Below are 14,730 nucleotides of genomic sequence, written 5' to 3' on the forward strand. Positions count from 1 at the left end.
CACCCCCGGGCGAGCGGGCGCCGGGTGAGTCGTGTGGCAATCACCCATTCGTACGATCACTCGGCCCGGTGGGCGGCCGGGCGGCCGGACTACTCGCCGGCGGGCTCGACATCGCCGAGCAGCTGGCCGAACGCGGCCTCGTCCACGATCGGTGTGCCGTACTGCCGGGCCTTGACCGTCTTCGACGTGCCCGACTCCGGGTCGTTGGTCACCAGCAGACTGGTCAGCCGGGAGATGCTGGTCGCGACGTGCAGCCCGGCCTCGACGGCACGGTCCTCCAGCAGCTCGCGCTCGGTCGACGTGTCACCGGAGAAGGCCACCCGCATGCCCTGTTTGAGGCGTTTGCCGTCTTCATAGCGGCCTGGGTTGGGATACGGGCATGCGGGCCTTTTGCGGGAGGGGCGCCAACTGCTCGCGCGGTAGCCGCCGTAGCCGCCCGACGACTGCCGGGGCACGGGCCGGTCCGACCACTCCGTCAGCGGCCGGCACTCCAGCAGCGGCAGCCGCACACCGTCCGCCGCCGCGGCCCGCAGGCTCGGCCGGAACGCCTCCGCCAGCACGCGCGCGTCGTCCAGCGCGTGGTGCGCCCGCTGCTGCACGACCCCGAAGTGCGCCGCCAGCGACTCCAGCTTGTGGTTGGGCAGCGGCAGTCCGAGCTCCTTCGACAGCGCGATGGTGCACAGCCGCTGCCGCACCGGCGGCTCGCGTCGCACGCGCGCGTACTCCCGCGCGATCATCTGCCAGTCGAAGACGGCGTTGTGCGCGACGAGCACCCGGCCGTCCAGGCGGGCGGCGAACTCCTCGGCGACGTCCGCGAACAGCGGGGCCCCGGCGAGCATCTCGCTCGTCAGGCCGTGTATCCACACGGGCCCCGGATCGCGCTCCGGGTTGACGAGCGTGTACCAGTGGTCCTCGACCTCGCCGCGCGCGTCCAGCCGGTAGACGGCCGCCGAGATGATCCGGTCGTCCCGGGCCAGGCCGGTGGTCTCCACGTCAACGACCGCGTATCCCTTCGGATACGCGGCCGGCCACTGGGTGGGGGAGGACACTGCGGTCGCACGGTCTTCGAGCATGGTCACTGAGGATACGGGCCACGACTGACAGCGCTGTCCCACAGGGGGCGGTCACGCGCCTCGCGTTCGCCATCCCGCTCGGCGCACGCACACACGCGCGTACCCGTGACCGGTGCGGCGGGGCGAGGACGCCGGTGCGGCGGGTGTGGGTGCCGGAGTGGGATCCTCCCTGCTGTGACGGAACCCACCCACGACGAGGCCCACGGCGGGGCGCTCGGCTCGCGACTGAACCGGCTCCGGGCGGCCGTGCTGGGCGCGAACGACGGCATCGTCTCCACCGGGGGACCGGTCGTCGGTGTGGCGGGCGCGACCGGGAGCCGGGCCGCCCTGCGCACCGCCGGACTGGCCGGCCTGCTCGCCGGTTCGATGTCGAGGGCGGCCGGCGAGTACGTCTCCGTCTCCGCCCAGCGCGATCCCGAGACGGCCGCGCCGGCCGTGGAGAAACGGGAACCGGGTCAACTCCCCTATCGCTGGCGCTGAGTTGCGCCGGCCCCGGCGAACCGCGTGTGCCGCGAGGTCACGGCACCTCTCCGCGCGGCCCGTCCGGGAGGCGGCGCACCACGGCGGGCACCCGACGCTCCGGTGACACCGGGCGCCACTCGGCCGGATCCGATCCCCACGGCACCGCCGGCCGTGCCCAGCCGGTGGGGCCGCCGGTGAAGGACACGGCCGGCCGGGCGTGCCGTAGCCGGCCCAGGGGACCGTCGGTCTCGGTCAGCCAGGCGTCCGGGTCCGCGTCCGGACCAGACCGGCCGACGTCCGGTACGCCCTCCGCCGCGGCCGGGCGGATGCCGTCCGTCAGCCAGTGGGCGGTCCGGGCCAGCGCCAGCCGCACCAACCGGCTTCCGCCGTCGTACGACTGCTCGGTCACCGCCCGCAGCACGGCCGCCGCCAGCAGGTAGCCGGTGCCGTGGTCCAGGGCCTGCGCGGGCAGCGCGCCGGGCCGCTCCGCCGAGCCCTCGGTGACCGCGATGCCGGTGGCAACCTGCACCAGGCTGTCGAAGCCGCGCCGCCCGCCCCACGGCCCGTACGCGCCCCACGCCGACACCTGCGCCACGACCAGGCCGGGGTGCCGCTCGGCCAGTGCCCGCGGGGAGAGCCCGAACCGGTCGAGGGCGCCCGGCCGGTACCCGGTCACCACCACGTCGGCCGTGCGCAGCAGTTCCTCGAAGGTGTCCCGGCCGGTGGTCAGGTCGAGCGTGGCGGACCGCTTGCCGAAGCCCGTGTCGGCGTGCTGGTCGGGCAGTTCCGGCAGCCAGGGTGCGTCCAGGCGCAGGACGTCCGCGCCCAGCAGGGCCAGGGTGCGGGTGGCGACCGGGCCCGCCAGCACCCGGGTCAGGTCCAGGACCCGCAGCCCGGCGGCGGGCAGCAGGGGAGCGGCGGCCGGGCCCGGGGGCGCCGCCACGCGCGCGGGTGCCGTGTGCGGGAGAGACGGCACACGGGCGGGTGCCGTGTGCGGGAGAGACGGCACACGGGCGGGTGCCGTGTGCGGGGGAGGCAGCACGCGCGCGGGTGCCGTGTCCAGCCGTACGCGCTCGACCAGCGGCCGTGCGGCCACCTCGGCGGACTGCGGGTGCTCCCGCCACTTCGCCTGTGTGCGCAGGGCCACGGCCAGGCCGCCGGCGCCGCAGACGGCCTCTTCGGTTTCGAGGACGGAGCGCTCGGCGAGCCGGCCGGCGACGTCCTCCACCGAGGCGTCCGCCGGCAGGCCCAGCGCGCCGAGGAGCCGGGTGCGGTGGTGCGGGTAGTTGGCGTGGGTGCGCACCCAGCCGTCGGCCGTGCGCCAGAACCGGGACAGCGGCGCGAAGGCCACCGGCGTCCGGCCGTCGACGCGCAGCAGCCGCTCGCTGTGGAAGGCGGCGGCCACCGCTCCGTCGTCCACGGTGACCGCCGGCACCTCGGCGCGGCCGGCCCGCCGCGCCCCCAGCTCCGCGGCGGCGAGCGCGCACGCTCCCACGCACGCGCGCGCCAGCTCCCGCACGGGCAGCCTCGCGGGGAGCACGTCCGGGCGGACGACGGCCGAGACGGCCGGTACCAGACCGGGCTCCCCGCCCAGCGCTTCCCAGGCATCCTTGATCGCAGTCATTACTTCACTATGCAGTATTGATTCGATCAACACTGCATAGTGAAGGGCCGTCGGTATGAACCGGGTTGACCAGGTTGATCAGGATGGCTGGGTTGACCGGGCTGACCGGGCTGACCGGGCTGACCGGGTCGGCCTCCGGGACGGGACCGGCAGGCCGGGGGTCGCTACTCGACCGCGCGCAGTGCGTCGACCACGCCGAAGCCGTAGAAGCCGTTGACCCGCTTGCCGCCGGCGCAGGTCGCGTCCACGACCCCGTCACCGTTGCCGTCGTAGGGCTCGCTCGGGCAGCCCGGGTTGTCCGCCTGCGCCTTCAGCAGCGCCTGGAGCTGCGCCGGAGTGGCGTGCGGATGGGCCGACTTGAGCAGCGCGGCCACCGCGGCGACGTGCGGGGAGGCCATCGAGGTGCCCTGCAGGAAGCCGTACTGGTTGTTCGGCATCGTGGACAGGATGCGGCCGTTCTTGGACGGCGTGTCCGGGATCTGGTACTTGTCGCCGCCCGGTCCCGCCACGTCGACGACGCCCTGGCCGTAGCTGGAGTAGTACGACTTGGCGCCCTTCACGCCCACCGCGCTCACGGTCACCACACCGGGCAGCTGGGTCGGCACGTCGAAGCACTCGTGCGGGTCGACCGTACGGGTCTGGGCGGTCGAGTCGTCGGGGCTGGAGTCGTCCACGATGGCGTCGGCGTCGAGGTCGTCGTTGGAGTTGCCCGCCGAGGCGACGTTGAGCGTGCCCTTGCGCTGGGCGTAGAGCTGGGCCCTGTTGACCGCGTCCACGATGGCGCGCTGGTCGGGGTCGTCCATGCAGTTGTACAGCCACGGATCAACGTAGTAGCTGTTGTTGGTTATCTCGATGCCGTGGTCCGCGGCGAACACGAAGGCGCAGACCACGCTCTCCGGGTAGAACAGCGACTTCTCGTCCGGCTGTGACACCGTGATGCTCGCGACCTTCACGCCCGGCGCCACACCGGCCACGCCTATGCCGTTGCGGGCCGCGGCTATCTCGCCGGCCACATGGGTGCCGTGGTAGTGGTCGGCGTCCACCGGGCGCCACGCGCCATACGTCGTGTCCGCCTTGCCGCTGACGCAGTTCGCCGACTGGGCGGCGGAGAAGTTCGGCGCGATGTCCGGGTGGGTGTCGTCGACGCCCGTGTCGATCACGCCGACGGTCACGTCACCGCTGCCCGGGTTGATCTTCGCGGCCCGGTCGGCGCCGATCGTCCGCAGGTCCCACTGGTCGGCTTCGAGGGGCTCCTCGCCCGCCGCCGCGCCCTGGGCGACCTTCGCGGCCTCCGCCTTCGACAGTACCTGCACCGCGCCCTCGTCGGTGGTGCCCGCCGCCGTCAGCGGAGTGGTGCGGGTGGCACCCGCCGACTGCACACCGCGCACGGCACGCATGCGCGCACCGAAGTCGGGGTTGGCGGAGTGGACGACGATCACGCCGATCCGGTCGTAAGTCTCCACGATGGTGCCGCCGTTGCGCGTTATCTCGCGCCGCACCGACTCGATGGTGCGGTGGTCGGCGCGGGTGTTGACCACGTACGCGAGGCCGGGGCCGTCCGCCGCCCGTGCCGCGGTGGCCGCGGTGCCGGCCGCCGGGGCGGCCGAGGCCGCCGCCGACGGGAGGAAGCCGAGCGAGGCGGTCAGCGACAGCACGACCGGTACGGCGAGCGCGAGCCGACGTCTGGAGCGCAGATGAGCCATGGGATCTCCACATCATCCGGATACCGAACCGCCCGAGGCGCAGCTGCTGATCGGGCAGGTACATGACGGGTGTGCAGGGCGAAGCTATCTGCCGGGGCTGATCTCCGAAAGAGCCAGGCCGACTTGAACCACTGCGCGCGTGGCGCCGTGACCGTGGACGGGGGCCCCATCCGGACCGCGGGCCCCTGCGGTGATCACGGCGGGAAGTCGAAGAGTGACGGCCTGTAATGTGATCTCCGTCCCTGCGAGATCAGAAAAGCGCATGTCCGTGACGCGAGGAGACTCCGTGGCAGCCGAGACACCGCCGCCCGTGAAAAACCCAGCCCAGCTACCCTCCACCGAGGAGTTCACCGAGGTGCAGCAGAGCGCGGAGTTCGGTGAACTGCGCCGCGCCTACCGCTCCTTCGCCTTCCCGCTGACCATCGCCTTCGCCGCCTGGTACCTGCTCTACGTCCTGCTGTCCAACTACGCGGGCGACTTCATGGGCACCAAGGTGGCCGGCAACATCAACGTGGCGCTCGTCCTGGGCCTCGCCCAGTTCCTCACCACCTTCCTCATCGCCTGGTGGTACGCGCGGCACGCCGCCGCCAAGCTCGACCCGAAGGCCGAGGCCATCAAGTCCCGGATGGAGGGCCGCGCATGAGCCCCGCACACACCCTGCTGGCCGCCGGCGAGGCGAGCGAGCACCGGACGCTGATCATCACGCTGTTCGCGGTGTTCGTCGCCGCGACCCTCGTCATCACCGTCTGGGCGGGCCGGCAGACCAAGGACGCCGCCGACTTCTACGCCGGCGGACGCCAGTTCACCGGCTTCCAGAACGGTCTCGCCGTCTCCGGCGACTACATGTCCGCCGCGTCCTTCCTCGGCATCGCGGGCGCCATCGCCCTCTTCGGCTACGACGGCTTCCTCTACTCCATCGGCTTCCTCGTCGCCTGGCTCGTCGCCCTGCTCCTGGTCGCCGAGCCGCTGCGCAACTCCGGCCGCTACACCATGGGCGACGTGCTGGCCTACCGGATGCGCCAGCGTCCCGTCCGCACGGCCGCAGGCACCTCCACGATCGTCGTGTCGATCTTCTACCTGCTGGCCCAGATGGCCGGCGCCGGCGTCCTCGTCTCCCTGCTCCTCGGCATCACCAGCGACGGCGGCAAGATCGGCATCGTCGCCCTGGTCGGCGTCCTGATGATCGTGTACGTCACCATCGGCGGCATGAAGGGCACCACCTGGGTCCAGATGGTCAAGGCGGTCCTGCTGATCCTGGGCGCCCTGCTGCTGACCTTCCTGGTCCTGCTGAAGTTCGACTTCAACATCTCCGACCTGCTCGGCAGCGCCGCCGACAACAGCGGCAAGGGCAGCGCGTTCCTGGAGCCCGGCCTGAAGTACGGCGCCACCGGCACCACCAAGCTGGACTTCATCTCGCTCGGCATCGCCCTGGTCCTGGGCACCGCCGGCCTGCCGCACATCCTGATCCGCTTCTACACGGTGCCCACCGCCAAGGCCGCACGGAAGTCCGTGATCTGGGCGATCGGTCTCATCGGCGCCTTCTACCTGATGACCCTCGCCCTCGGCTTCGGCGCCGCCGCGCTGATCAAACCGGACGAGATCGTCGCCTCCAACAAGGCGGGCAACACCGCGGCCCCGCTCCTCGCACTGCACCTGGGCGGTGTCGACTCCAACTGGGGAGCGGTCCTGCTCGCCACCATCTCGGCCGTCGCCTTCGCCACCATCCTCGCGGTCGTCGCCGGACTCACCCTGGCCTCGTCCTCCTCGTTCGCGCACGACATCTACGCCAACGTGATCAAAAGGGGTCAGGCCACCGAGCGGCAGGAACTGGGCGCGGCCCGCTGGGCGACCGTCGGCATCGGCGCGGTCTCGATCGTCCTCGGCGCCCTCGCCCGCGACCTGAACGTGGCCGGCCTGGTGGCCCTCGCCTTCGCCGTCGCCGCCTCCGCCAACCTGCCGACGATCCTCTACAGCCTGTTCTGGAAGCGGTTCACCACCTCGGGCGCCCTGTGGTCGATCTACGGCGGCCTGGTCACGGCGGTCGGCCTGGTGCTCTTCTCCCCGGTCGTCTCCGGCAAGCCGACGTCCATGTTCCCGGACGTCGACTTCCACTGGTTCCCGCTGGAGAACCCCGGGATCATCTCCATCCCGGTCGGGTTCCTCCTCGGCGTCGTCGGCACCCTGCTGTCCAAGGAGGGCCCGGACACGGGCAAGTACGCGGAACTGGAGGTGCGCTCCCTGACCGGCACCGGAGCGCACTGAGGATCGTACGACGGCCGCGTCGTGCGGGACTGTACGGTCCTACGACGCGGCCGCGTCCCACCTCGTGGGATCGGGCCGCTGTCGATGTCGGTGCGGTCGCGTAGGCTCGCAGTTGACGGTCGGCCCGCAGCCGGCCGGGACGAGTGACCGGGAGAGGGAGGGGGCCCACGTGCTCATCGACACCTACGGCCGAGTGGCCACCGACCTGAGGGTCTCGCTCACGGACCGGTGCAACCTGCGCTGCACCTACTGCATGCCCGAGGAGGGCCTGCAGTGGCTGGCCAAGCCCGACCTGCTCACGGACGACGAGATCGTCCGCCTGATCGACATCGCGGTCCGGACGCTCGGCGTCCGGGAGGTCCGCTTCACCGGCGGTGAGCCCCTGCTGCGCCCCGGACTGGTCGGCATCGTCGAGCGCGTCGCGGCCCTGGCCCCGCGCCCGCAGACGTCCCTCACCACCAACGGCATCGGTCTCAAGCGCACCGCGGCCGCCCTGAAGGCGGCCGGCCTGGACCGGGTCAACGTCTCCCTGGACACCCTCCGTCCGGACGTCTTCAAGACCCTCACCCGCCGCGACCGCCACCACGACGTCCTCGAAGGACTCCGGGCCGCCCGCGAGGCCGGCCTCACCCCGGTGAAGGTCAACTCGGTCCTGATGCCGGGCCTGAACGACGACGAGGCCCCCGACCTGCTGGCCTGGGCGGTGGAGCACGACTACGAGCTGCGCTTCATCGAGCAGATGCCCCTCGACGCCCAGCACGGCTGGAAGCGCGAGGGCATGGTCACCGCCGGGGACATCCTGGCCTCCCTGCGCACCCGCTTCGACCTCACCTCCGAGGGCGCGGACGAGCGCGGCTCGGCACCGGCCGAGCGCTGGCTGGTGAACGGCGGCCCGCACCGGGTCGGCGTGATCGCCTCGGTGACCCGCCCGTTCTGCGCGGCCTGCGACCGCACCCGCCTCACCGCCGACGGCCAGATACGCACCTGCCTGTTCGCCACCGAGGAGACCGACCTGCGGGCGGCCCTGCGCTCCGGCGCCCCGGACGAGGAGATCGCCCGGATCTGGAAGCTCGCGATGTGGGGCAAGAAGGCGGGGGCGGGCCTGGACGACCCGTCGTTCGTGCAGCCGGACCGCCCCATGTCGGCGATCGGCGGCTAGGGCCTTCAGCCCTTCTCGGCCGCCTGCCACGCGTCGAGCGTCACCACGTCCTTCAGGAACCCCCGCACCCCGAGGAACTGCGACAGGTGTTCGCGGTGCTCCTCGCAGGCGAGCCAGGTCTTGCGCCGCTCCGGCGTGTGGATCTTCGGGTTGTTCCACGCCAGCACCCATACGGCGGCGGCACGGCAGCCCTTGGCGGAGCAGATCGGGGTGTCGTCACTCACGGCTTCGTCTCGGTTCGTCTCTGCGAAGGGGCGTCATGGGGGGCGTCATGGGGTGCGTCATGGACTGCGAACAAGGCGACGCCGGGCAGCCACGGGGGGAGCTGCCCGGCGTCGGTCCGTCGCTCCGACGGGGGATGCGGAGCGCGTACGCAGTATGTCACGGGTACCCCACCGCCCGGCACCGGAACAGCAGGATTGATCTGAGCTTTTCTTGAGCTTGTCGCGTGACCGCGTTCCGCTTCGGCCGCGCCCGCCCTGCTCAGGCCGGGTCGGGGCGCTCGGCACGGGCCCCGGCCGCCGGAGCCGCCGGGACGTCGTCCGGCGCCGACCCCGGACGGGAGCCGGGCCCCGGCCGGGAGCCGGCCGTGGTGTCCGGGCCGCTCGCGCCGTCCGGGCCGGTCGTGGTGTCCGGGCCGCTCGCGGTGCCGGAGCCCGACGTGGGGTTCGAGCCGGGTGGCGCTGCCGCCGCCCCGTCGGCCCCCGGCGGGGCGATCATCGGCCGCATCGGCGCGGTGACGAACGTCGACGGCAGGGACGGCGGCTTCTCCCGGCCGGCGTTGGCGATCACCACGGCGACATAGGGGAGCACCGCGCCGAGCACCAGCGCCACGATCGCGACGTACCGCTCGACGTTCCACAGGGAGACCGCGAGGATCACCGACACGGTACGGACCGACATCGAGATGACGTACCGCCGCTGCCGGCCCCGGACGTCCTCGGCCAGGCTCGTCCGGGCACCGGTGATCCGGAAAACCTGGACGTCGCCGCCGTGCCGTTTCCGCATCACATTCCACCATCCGCCCGCATCGGACTCTCCTCGGCCCGCACCCTCGTCCCCCGCCGGCGGGGAGCCGGAACAGGACACCCCCCACGTTACGCCGCGCCCGCGCCGCCTTCGATACCGGGTCGCCCCCGGCCTGCGGCGACGCCCGCCGCCGTGCCCTGCGCGGGGCAGCCCGACGTGCGTCGTACGGCGGACGGAATCACACTGGCCGTAATGCTCACGTCGATCCGTACGAGGAGGCAGCCATGGGCTGGTTGTGGGCGATCATCGTGGGATTCGTGCTGGGCCTCATCGCCAAGGCGATCATCCCGGGCAAGCAGCACAGTCCCCTGTGGCTGACCACCATCTGCGGCATGCTGGGCGCCATCGTGGGCAACGCGCTCGCCCGTGCGGTCGGCGTGGAGGCGACCCGCGGCATCGACTGGAGCCGCCACCTCTTCCAGCTCGTGGCCGCGATCATCATCGTCGCAGCCGTGGACGCCCTGTACATGGCGACGCTGGGCAAGAGGAAGCACCAGCGGGCCTGAGCCCCCGGGACCTGCCCGAGCGCGGACGCCGAGCACGCTCGCGGGGCGCGGGGAGCCGGGCGGGCCACCGGTGACACACCCGGCGGCCCCGCCCGGCACCCGCAGCCCTGCGGTGCCGAGCGGACCCCGGTGCGGAGCGGACCCCGCTGCGGAGCGACGCGGCACGCGGACACCGCTTGCCGCGTCCGGACGGACCGCGCCGCGCTACCCGGACCGCGCCGCGCTACCCGGACCGCGCCGCGCTACCCGGACCGCGCCGCCGCGCTAGGCTGAGACGAGCTCCACGGCGGCCAGGTTCTTCTTCCCCCGCCGCAGCACGAGCCACCGCCCGTGCAGCAGGTCCTCGGCACCGGGGACGTGGTCCTCGGCGGCGACCTTCACGTTGTTGACGTAGGCCCCGCCCTCCTTCACCGTGCGCCGGGCGGCGGACTTGCTCGCCACCAGCCCGACCTCGGCGAGCAGGTCGACCACCGGGCCGAGCTCGGCGACCTGGATGTGGGGCACCTCGGACAGCGCCGCGGCCAGCGTCCTCGCGTCCAGGTCGGCCAGCTCGCCCTGACCGAACAGCGCCTTGGACGCGGCGGTCACCGCGGCCGTCTGCTCGGCGCCGTGCACCAGCGTCGTCAGCTCCTCGGCGAGCGCCCGCTGCGCCGCCCGGGCCTGCGGACGCTCCTGGGTCTGCCGCTCCAGCTCCTCGATCTCCTCACGGGACCGGAAGCTGAAGATGCGCAGGAACTTGGAGACGTCCCGGTCGTCCGCGTTGACCCAGAACTGGTAGAACGCGTACGGCGTGGTCATCTCGGGGTCGAGCCACACCGTGCCGGACTCGGTCTTGCCGAACTTGGTCCCGTCCGCCTTGGTGATCAGCGGGGTGCCCAGCGCGTGCACCACGGCCTCCGGCTCGACCCGGTGGATCAAATCCGTACCCGAGGTGAGGTTGCCCCACTGGTCGCTGCCGCCGGTCTGGAGCGTGCAGCCGTGGCGCCGGTACAGCTCCAGGAAGTCCATGCCCTGCAGGATCTGGTAGCTGAACTCGGTGTAGCTAATGCCCGCGTCGGAGTTCAGCCGCCGGGAGACGGCCTCCTTGGCGATCATCTTGTTGACCCGGAAGTACTTGCCGATGTCCCGCAGGAACTCGATGGCCGACAGGCCCTGGGTCCAGTCCAGGTTGTTGACCATCACCGCGGCGTTCGGCCCGTCGAAGTGGAGCAGCGGCTCGATCTGGGCGCGCAGCCGCTCCACCCAGCCGGCCACGACCTCCGGCGCGTTCAGCGTGCGCTCGGCGGTGGGCTTCGGGTCGCCGATGAGACCCGTGGCACCGCCGACCAGCGCCAGCGGACGGTTCCCCGCCTCCTGGATGCGGCGCATCGTGAGGATCTGCACGAGGTTGCCGAGGTGCAGGCTGGGCGCGGTCGGGTCGAAGCCGCAATAGAACGTGACGGGGCCGTCCGCGAACGCCTTGCGCAGTGCGTCCTCGTCCGTGGAGAGGGCGATGAGCCCACGCCACTTCAGCTCGTCGACGATGTCCGTCACGGTTCTCGTGTCTCCTTGGTGGTCCTCGGGCGGTCGGGTGACAGCCGACTACGAGGTTATACGCCCTGGCTGACAGAGCTCATGTTGAAATCGGGGATGCGCAGCGCGGGCATCGCGGCCCGGGTGAACCAGTCGCCCCACTCGCGCGGCAGCGTCTTCTCCGTCCGCCCGGCCTCCGCGGCCCGGCCCAGCAGGTCCACCGGCGACTCGTTGAACCGGAAGTTGTTCACCTGCCCGGTCACCTCGCCGTTCTCCACCAGGTAGACGCCGTCCCGGGTCAGCCCCGTCAGCAGCAGCGTCGCCGGGTCCACCTCGCGGATGTACCACAGGCAGGTCAGCAGCAGCCCGCGCTCGGTGTCCGCGACCATCTCCTCCAGGGAGCGGTCACTCCCGCCGTCCAGGATCAGGTTGCCGAGCGCCGGGGCGACCGGCAGCCCGGTCAGGGCGGCGCTGTGCCGGGTCGTCGTCAGGTGCCGCAGCACGCCCTCACCGATCCACTCGGTGGCGTGCACGGGCAGGCCGTTGTCGAACACCGACTGGTCGCTGCCGGAGGAGTGGGCGACCACGAACGGCGGGCACTCCAGGCCGGGCTCGTCAGGGTCGCTGCGCAGGGTGAGCGGCAGCCGGGAGAGCTGCTCGCCGATCCGGGTGCCGCCCGGCCTGGAGAACACCGTCCGGCCCTCGGTCGCGTCCCGGCCCGAGGCCGACCACAGCTGGTAGATCAGCAGGTCCGCCACGGCACTGGGCGGCAGCAGGGTCTCGTAGCGGCCCGCGGGCAGCTCCACGCGCCGCTCGGCCCAGCCCAGCCGTACGGCCAGCTCGGCGTCGAGCGCGCCCGGGTCGACGTCCTCGAAGTCCCGGGTCGTCCGGCCGGCCCACGCCGAGCGGGTGTGGTCCGGCGACTTGGCGTTCAGCTCCAGCGTGCCGGTGGGCTGGTCGTGCCGCAGGCGCAGCCCGGTGGACGTCCCCACGTACGTCGACACCAGCTCGTGGTTGGCGAAGCCGTACAGCTCCCGGCCGCCCGCACGCGCGCGGGCGAAGGCCTCGCCGAGCGCGGGGGCGAAGTCGCCGAACACCGCGGAGGAGGTCTCGGCGGGCGCGTCCGTGAAGTGGGGGGACTGCGGCACCCCGCTCACCAGCGGCTGGGCGTCTTCCGCCGGCCCGGCCCCGCGCGCGGCGGCCTCGGCGGCCCGGACCAGCGGCTCCAGCTCCTCGGCCGTGACGGCCGACCGCGACACGACACCGGAGGCCGTGCCCTCCTGGCCGTCCACGGTCGCGATCACCGTGAGGGTGCGTCCCCTCGTGACACCGTTCGTGGTCAGCGCGTTGCCCGCCCAGCGCAGGTTGGCGGTGGAGTGCTCGTCGGCGATGACGACACAGCCGTCGGCCCGTGACAGCGCCAGGGCCTGCTCGACGACCTCGTGCGGCTTGCGGGTACGGACGCTCATCGACCGGCCTCCTGAGCTGTGTCGAGACTGTGCTTTCCCGGGGGGCGACCCCCGGACCCCCAGCCGGTCCCCGTGCTCGCCCTCATCGACCGGCCTCCTGAGCTGTGTTGAGACTGTGCTTTCCCGGGGGGCGACCCCCGGACCCCCAGCCGGTCCCCGTGCTTGCCCTCATCGACCGGCCTCCTGAGCTGTGTTGAGGATGTTGATGCCCCTGAAGAGGGCGGACGGGCAGCCGTGGGACACGGCGGCCACCTGGCCGGGCTGGGCCTTGCCGCAGTTGAAGGCACCACCGAGGACGTACGTCTGCGGCCCGCCCACGGCGGCCATGGAGCCCCAGAAGTCCGTGGTCGTGGCCTGGTAGGCGACGTCCTTCAGCTGTCCGGTGATCCGCCCGTTCTCGATCCTGAAGAACCGCTGGCCGGTGAACTGGAAGTTGTACCGCTGCATGTCGATCGACCAGGACCGGTCGCCGACGACGTAGATGCCCCGGTCGACGCCCCCGATCAGGTCCTCGGTGGACAGCCCGGCCGGGTCCGGCCGGAGGGACACGTTGGCCATGCGCTGCACCGGCACGTGCGCCGGCGAGTCGGCGAAGGCGCACCCGTTGGACCGCTCGAACCCGGTCAGCCGCGCGATCCTGCGGTCCAGCTGGTAGCCGACCAGCGTGCCGTCCTTCACGAGGTCCCAGGACTGCGCCGCCACGCCCTCGTCGTCGTAGCCGACGGTCGCCAGGCCGTGCTCGGCGGTCCGGTCGCCGGTGACGTTCATCAGCTCCGAGCCGTACCTCAGCTTGCCGAGCCGGTCGAAGGTGGCGAACGTGGTGCCGGCGTACGCGGCCTCGTAGCCGAGGGCGCGGTCCAGTTCGGTGGCGTGGCCGATGGACTCGTGGATGGTCAGCCACAGGTTGGAGGGGTCGACCACCAGGTCGTACAGGCCCGGCTCCACACTCGGCGCGCGCATCTTCTCGGCGAGCAGCTCCGGGATCCGCTCCAGCTCGGCGTCCCAGTCCCAGCCGGTCCCGGTCAGGTACTCCCAGCCGCGCCCCACCGGCGGCGCGATGGTGCGCATGGAGTCGAACTCACCGCTCGACTCGTCGACCGACACGGCCGTCAGCTGCGGGTTCAGCCGCACCCGCTGCTGGGTGGTCACGGTCCCGGCGGTGTCGGCGTAGAACTTGTTCTCGTGCACGGTGAGCAGCGAGGCGTCGACATGGCTGACGCCCCGCCCGGCCAGCAGCCGCGCGCTCCACTCGGCGAGCAGCGCGGCCTTCTCCTCGGCCGGCACCGAGAACGGGTCGATCTCGTACGACGAGACCCACGTCTCGTCCGCGTGCACCGGCTCGTCGGCCAGCTCCACCCGCTCGCCGGAGCCCGCGACCCCGATCACCCGAGCGGACAGCTTGGCCATGGCCACCGCCTGCGAGGCGACCCGGGCGGCGGCGTCCATGGTCAGGTCCACGCCGGAGGCGAAACCCCACGTACCGCCGTGCACGACCCGGACGGCGTACCCCAGGTCCGTGGTGTCCGACGATCCGGCCGGCCGGGCGTCCCTGAGCCGCCAGGAGGCGCTGCGCACCCGCTCGAACCGGAAGTCCGCGTGCTCGGCGCCCAGCGCCCGCGCGCGTGCGAGCGCGGCGTCGGCGAGGGCCCGTAGGGGAAGCGCCGTGAAGGCTTCGTCGATGGAATGAGGCACGGAGGTCTCCCTGCTGTCGTGGCCTGTCGATCCGATCATGTCTCCAGAGCCGGGCGGTGGACCACCGGCTTCCGGGCCCGGACCGGCTCGTTTCTGTAGGGACCCGACAGTGACACCTTCGAGCCACTGTCGGTGCCCGCTTGTCCACGGGCATGGCGGTACCGATAGGTTTTCGGTGAAGCCGCCTGTCATCCAGGTGTCCGGGCGGATGTGTCAGACCGCTATGGAAAGGGTGATCC

The 14,730-nt window shown here is 72.3% G+C and carries 12 protein-coding genes and 1 pseudogene; 5 read left to right on the forward strand and 8 right to left on the reverse strand.

Annotated elements, in window-relative coordinates:
* Window positions 1-89: 89 nt before the first annotated feature.
* Window positions 90-1,073 (reverse strand): DEDDh family exonuclease, encoded by a 984-nt coding sequence (locus ABZ576_RS32335; protein WP_360748988.1) that lies wholly within the window; start codon window positions 1,071-1,073, stop codon window positions 90-92.
* A gap of 174 nt (window positions 1,074-1,247) precedes the next feature.
* Here ABZ576_RS32335 and ABZ576_RS32340 point away from each other — a divergent pair.
* Window positions 1,248-1,523, forward strand: a pseudogene (locus ABZ576_RS32340) (VIT1/CCC1 transporter family protein); the annotation flags it as partial.
* 67 nt (window positions 1,524-1,590) lie between these two features.
* Here the strand turns inward: ABZ576_RS32340 and ABZ576_RS32345 are convergent.
* Window positions 1,591-3,159 (reverse strand): CoA transferase, encoded by a 1,569-nt coding sequence (locus ABZ576_RS32345; protein ID WP_360748991.1) that lies wholly within the window; start codon window positions 3,157-3,159, stop codon window positions 1,591-1,593.
* 164 nt (window positions 3,160-3,323) lie between these two features.
* Window positions 3,324-4,862 carry a S8 family serine peptidase gene (locus ABZ576_RS32350; protein WP_360748994.1) on the reverse strand — a complete coding sequence of 513 codons (1,539 nt, stop codon included), beginning with the start codon at window positions 4,860-4,862 and terminating at the stop codon, window positions 3,324-3,326.
* Window positions 4,863-5,148: 286 nt separating this feature from the next.
* Between ABZ576_RS32350 and ABZ576_RS32355 the strand changes: the two genes are divergently transcribed.
* The 3 genes from ABZ576_RS32355 to moaA all read left to right on the forward strand — a co-directional run bounded on the left by ABZ576_RS32355 (window position 5,149) and on the right by moaA (window position 8,283).
* Window positions 5,149-5,505 (forward strand): DUF485 domain-containing protein, encoded by a 357-nt coding sequence (locus ABZ576_RS32355; RefSeq protein ID WP_360748996.1) that lies wholly within the window; start codon window positions 5,149-5,151, stop codon window positions 5,503-5,505.
* Complete coding sequence (locus ABZ576_RS32360; RefSeq protein ID WP_360748998.1) at window positions 5,502-7,124, forward strand: cation acetate symporter; 1,623 nt, start codon at window positions 5,502-5,504, stop codon at window positions 7,122-7,124. Before ABZ576_RS32355 ends, ABZ576_RS32360 begins: the two co-directional genes overlap by 4 nt.
* A gap of 169 nt (window positions 7,125-7,293) precedes the next feature.
* Window positions 7,294-8,283, forward strand: a complete 990-nt coding sequence (gene moaA, locus ABZ576_RS32365) for a GTP 3',8-cyclase MoaA (RefSeq protein WP_360749001.1) — start codon at window positions 7,294-7,296, stop codon at window positions 8,281-8,283.
* A 5-nt stretch (window positions 8,284-8,288) separates the two neighbouring features.
* Here the strand turns inward: moaA and ABZ576_RS32370 are convergent, their stop codons facing one another.
* Complete coding sequence (locus ABZ576_RS32370; protein WP_360749004.1) at window positions 8,289-8,507, reverse strand: hypothetical protein; 219 nt, start codon at window positions 8,505-8,507, stop codon at window positions 8,289-8,291.
* A 259-nt stretch (window positions 8,508-8,766) separates the two neighbouring features.
* Complete coding sequence (locus ABZ576_RS32375) at window positions 8,767-9,291, reverse strand: DUF3099 domain-containing protein (protein ID WP_360749007.1); 525 nt, start codon at window positions 9,289-9,291, stop codon at window positions 8,767-8,769.
* Between the two features lie 245 nt (window positions 9,292-9,536).
* Here ABZ576_RS32375 and ABZ576_RS32380 point away from each other — a divergent pair, with 245 nt between their 5' ends.
* Window positions 9,537-9,818, forward strand: a complete 282-nt coding sequence (locus ABZ576_RS32380) for a GlsB/YeaQ/YmgE family stress response membrane protein (protein WP_360749010.1) — start codon at window positions 9,537-9,539, stop codon at window positions 9,816-9,818.
* 264 nt (window positions 9,819-10,082) lie between these two features.
* Here the strand turns inward: ABZ576_RS32380 and tyrS are convergent, their stop codons facing one another.
* The 3 genes from tyrS to ABZ576_RS32395 all read right to left on the reverse strand — a co-directional run bounded on the left by tyrS (window position 10,083) and on the right by ABZ576_RS32395 (window position 14,491).
* The gene (tyrS, locus tag ABZ576_RS32385) at window positions 10,083-11,351 is read right to left on the reverse strand and encodes a tyrosine--tRNA ligase (protein WP_360749013.1); all 1,269 of its coding nucleotides are present in this window, start codon (window positions 11,349-11,351) and stop codon (window positions 10,083-10,085) included.
* Window positions 11,352-11,407: 56 nt separating this feature from the next.
* Window positions 11,408-12,799: a metallopeptidase TldD-related protein gene (locus ABZ576_RS32390; protein ID WP_360749015.1), complete on the reverse strand. Its 1,392-nt coding sequence runs from the start codon at window positions 12,797-12,799 to the stop codon at window positions 11,408-11,410.
* Window positions 12,800-12,967: 168 nt separating this feature from the next.
* The gene (locus tag ABZ576_RS32395) at window positions 12,968-14,491 is read right to left on the reverse strand and encodes a TldD/PmbA family protein (protein WP_360749018.1); all 1,524 of its coding nucleotides are present in this window, start codon (window positions 14,489-14,491) and stop codon (window positions 12,968-12,970) included.
* Window positions 14,492-14,730 lie beyond the last annotated feature (239 nt).

Origin of the sequence: Streptomyces sp. NPDC013455, assembly GCF_040632975.1 — a bacterium.
Lineage (GTDB): Bacteria > Actinomycetota > Actinomycetes > Streptomycetales > Streptomycetaceae > Streptomyces.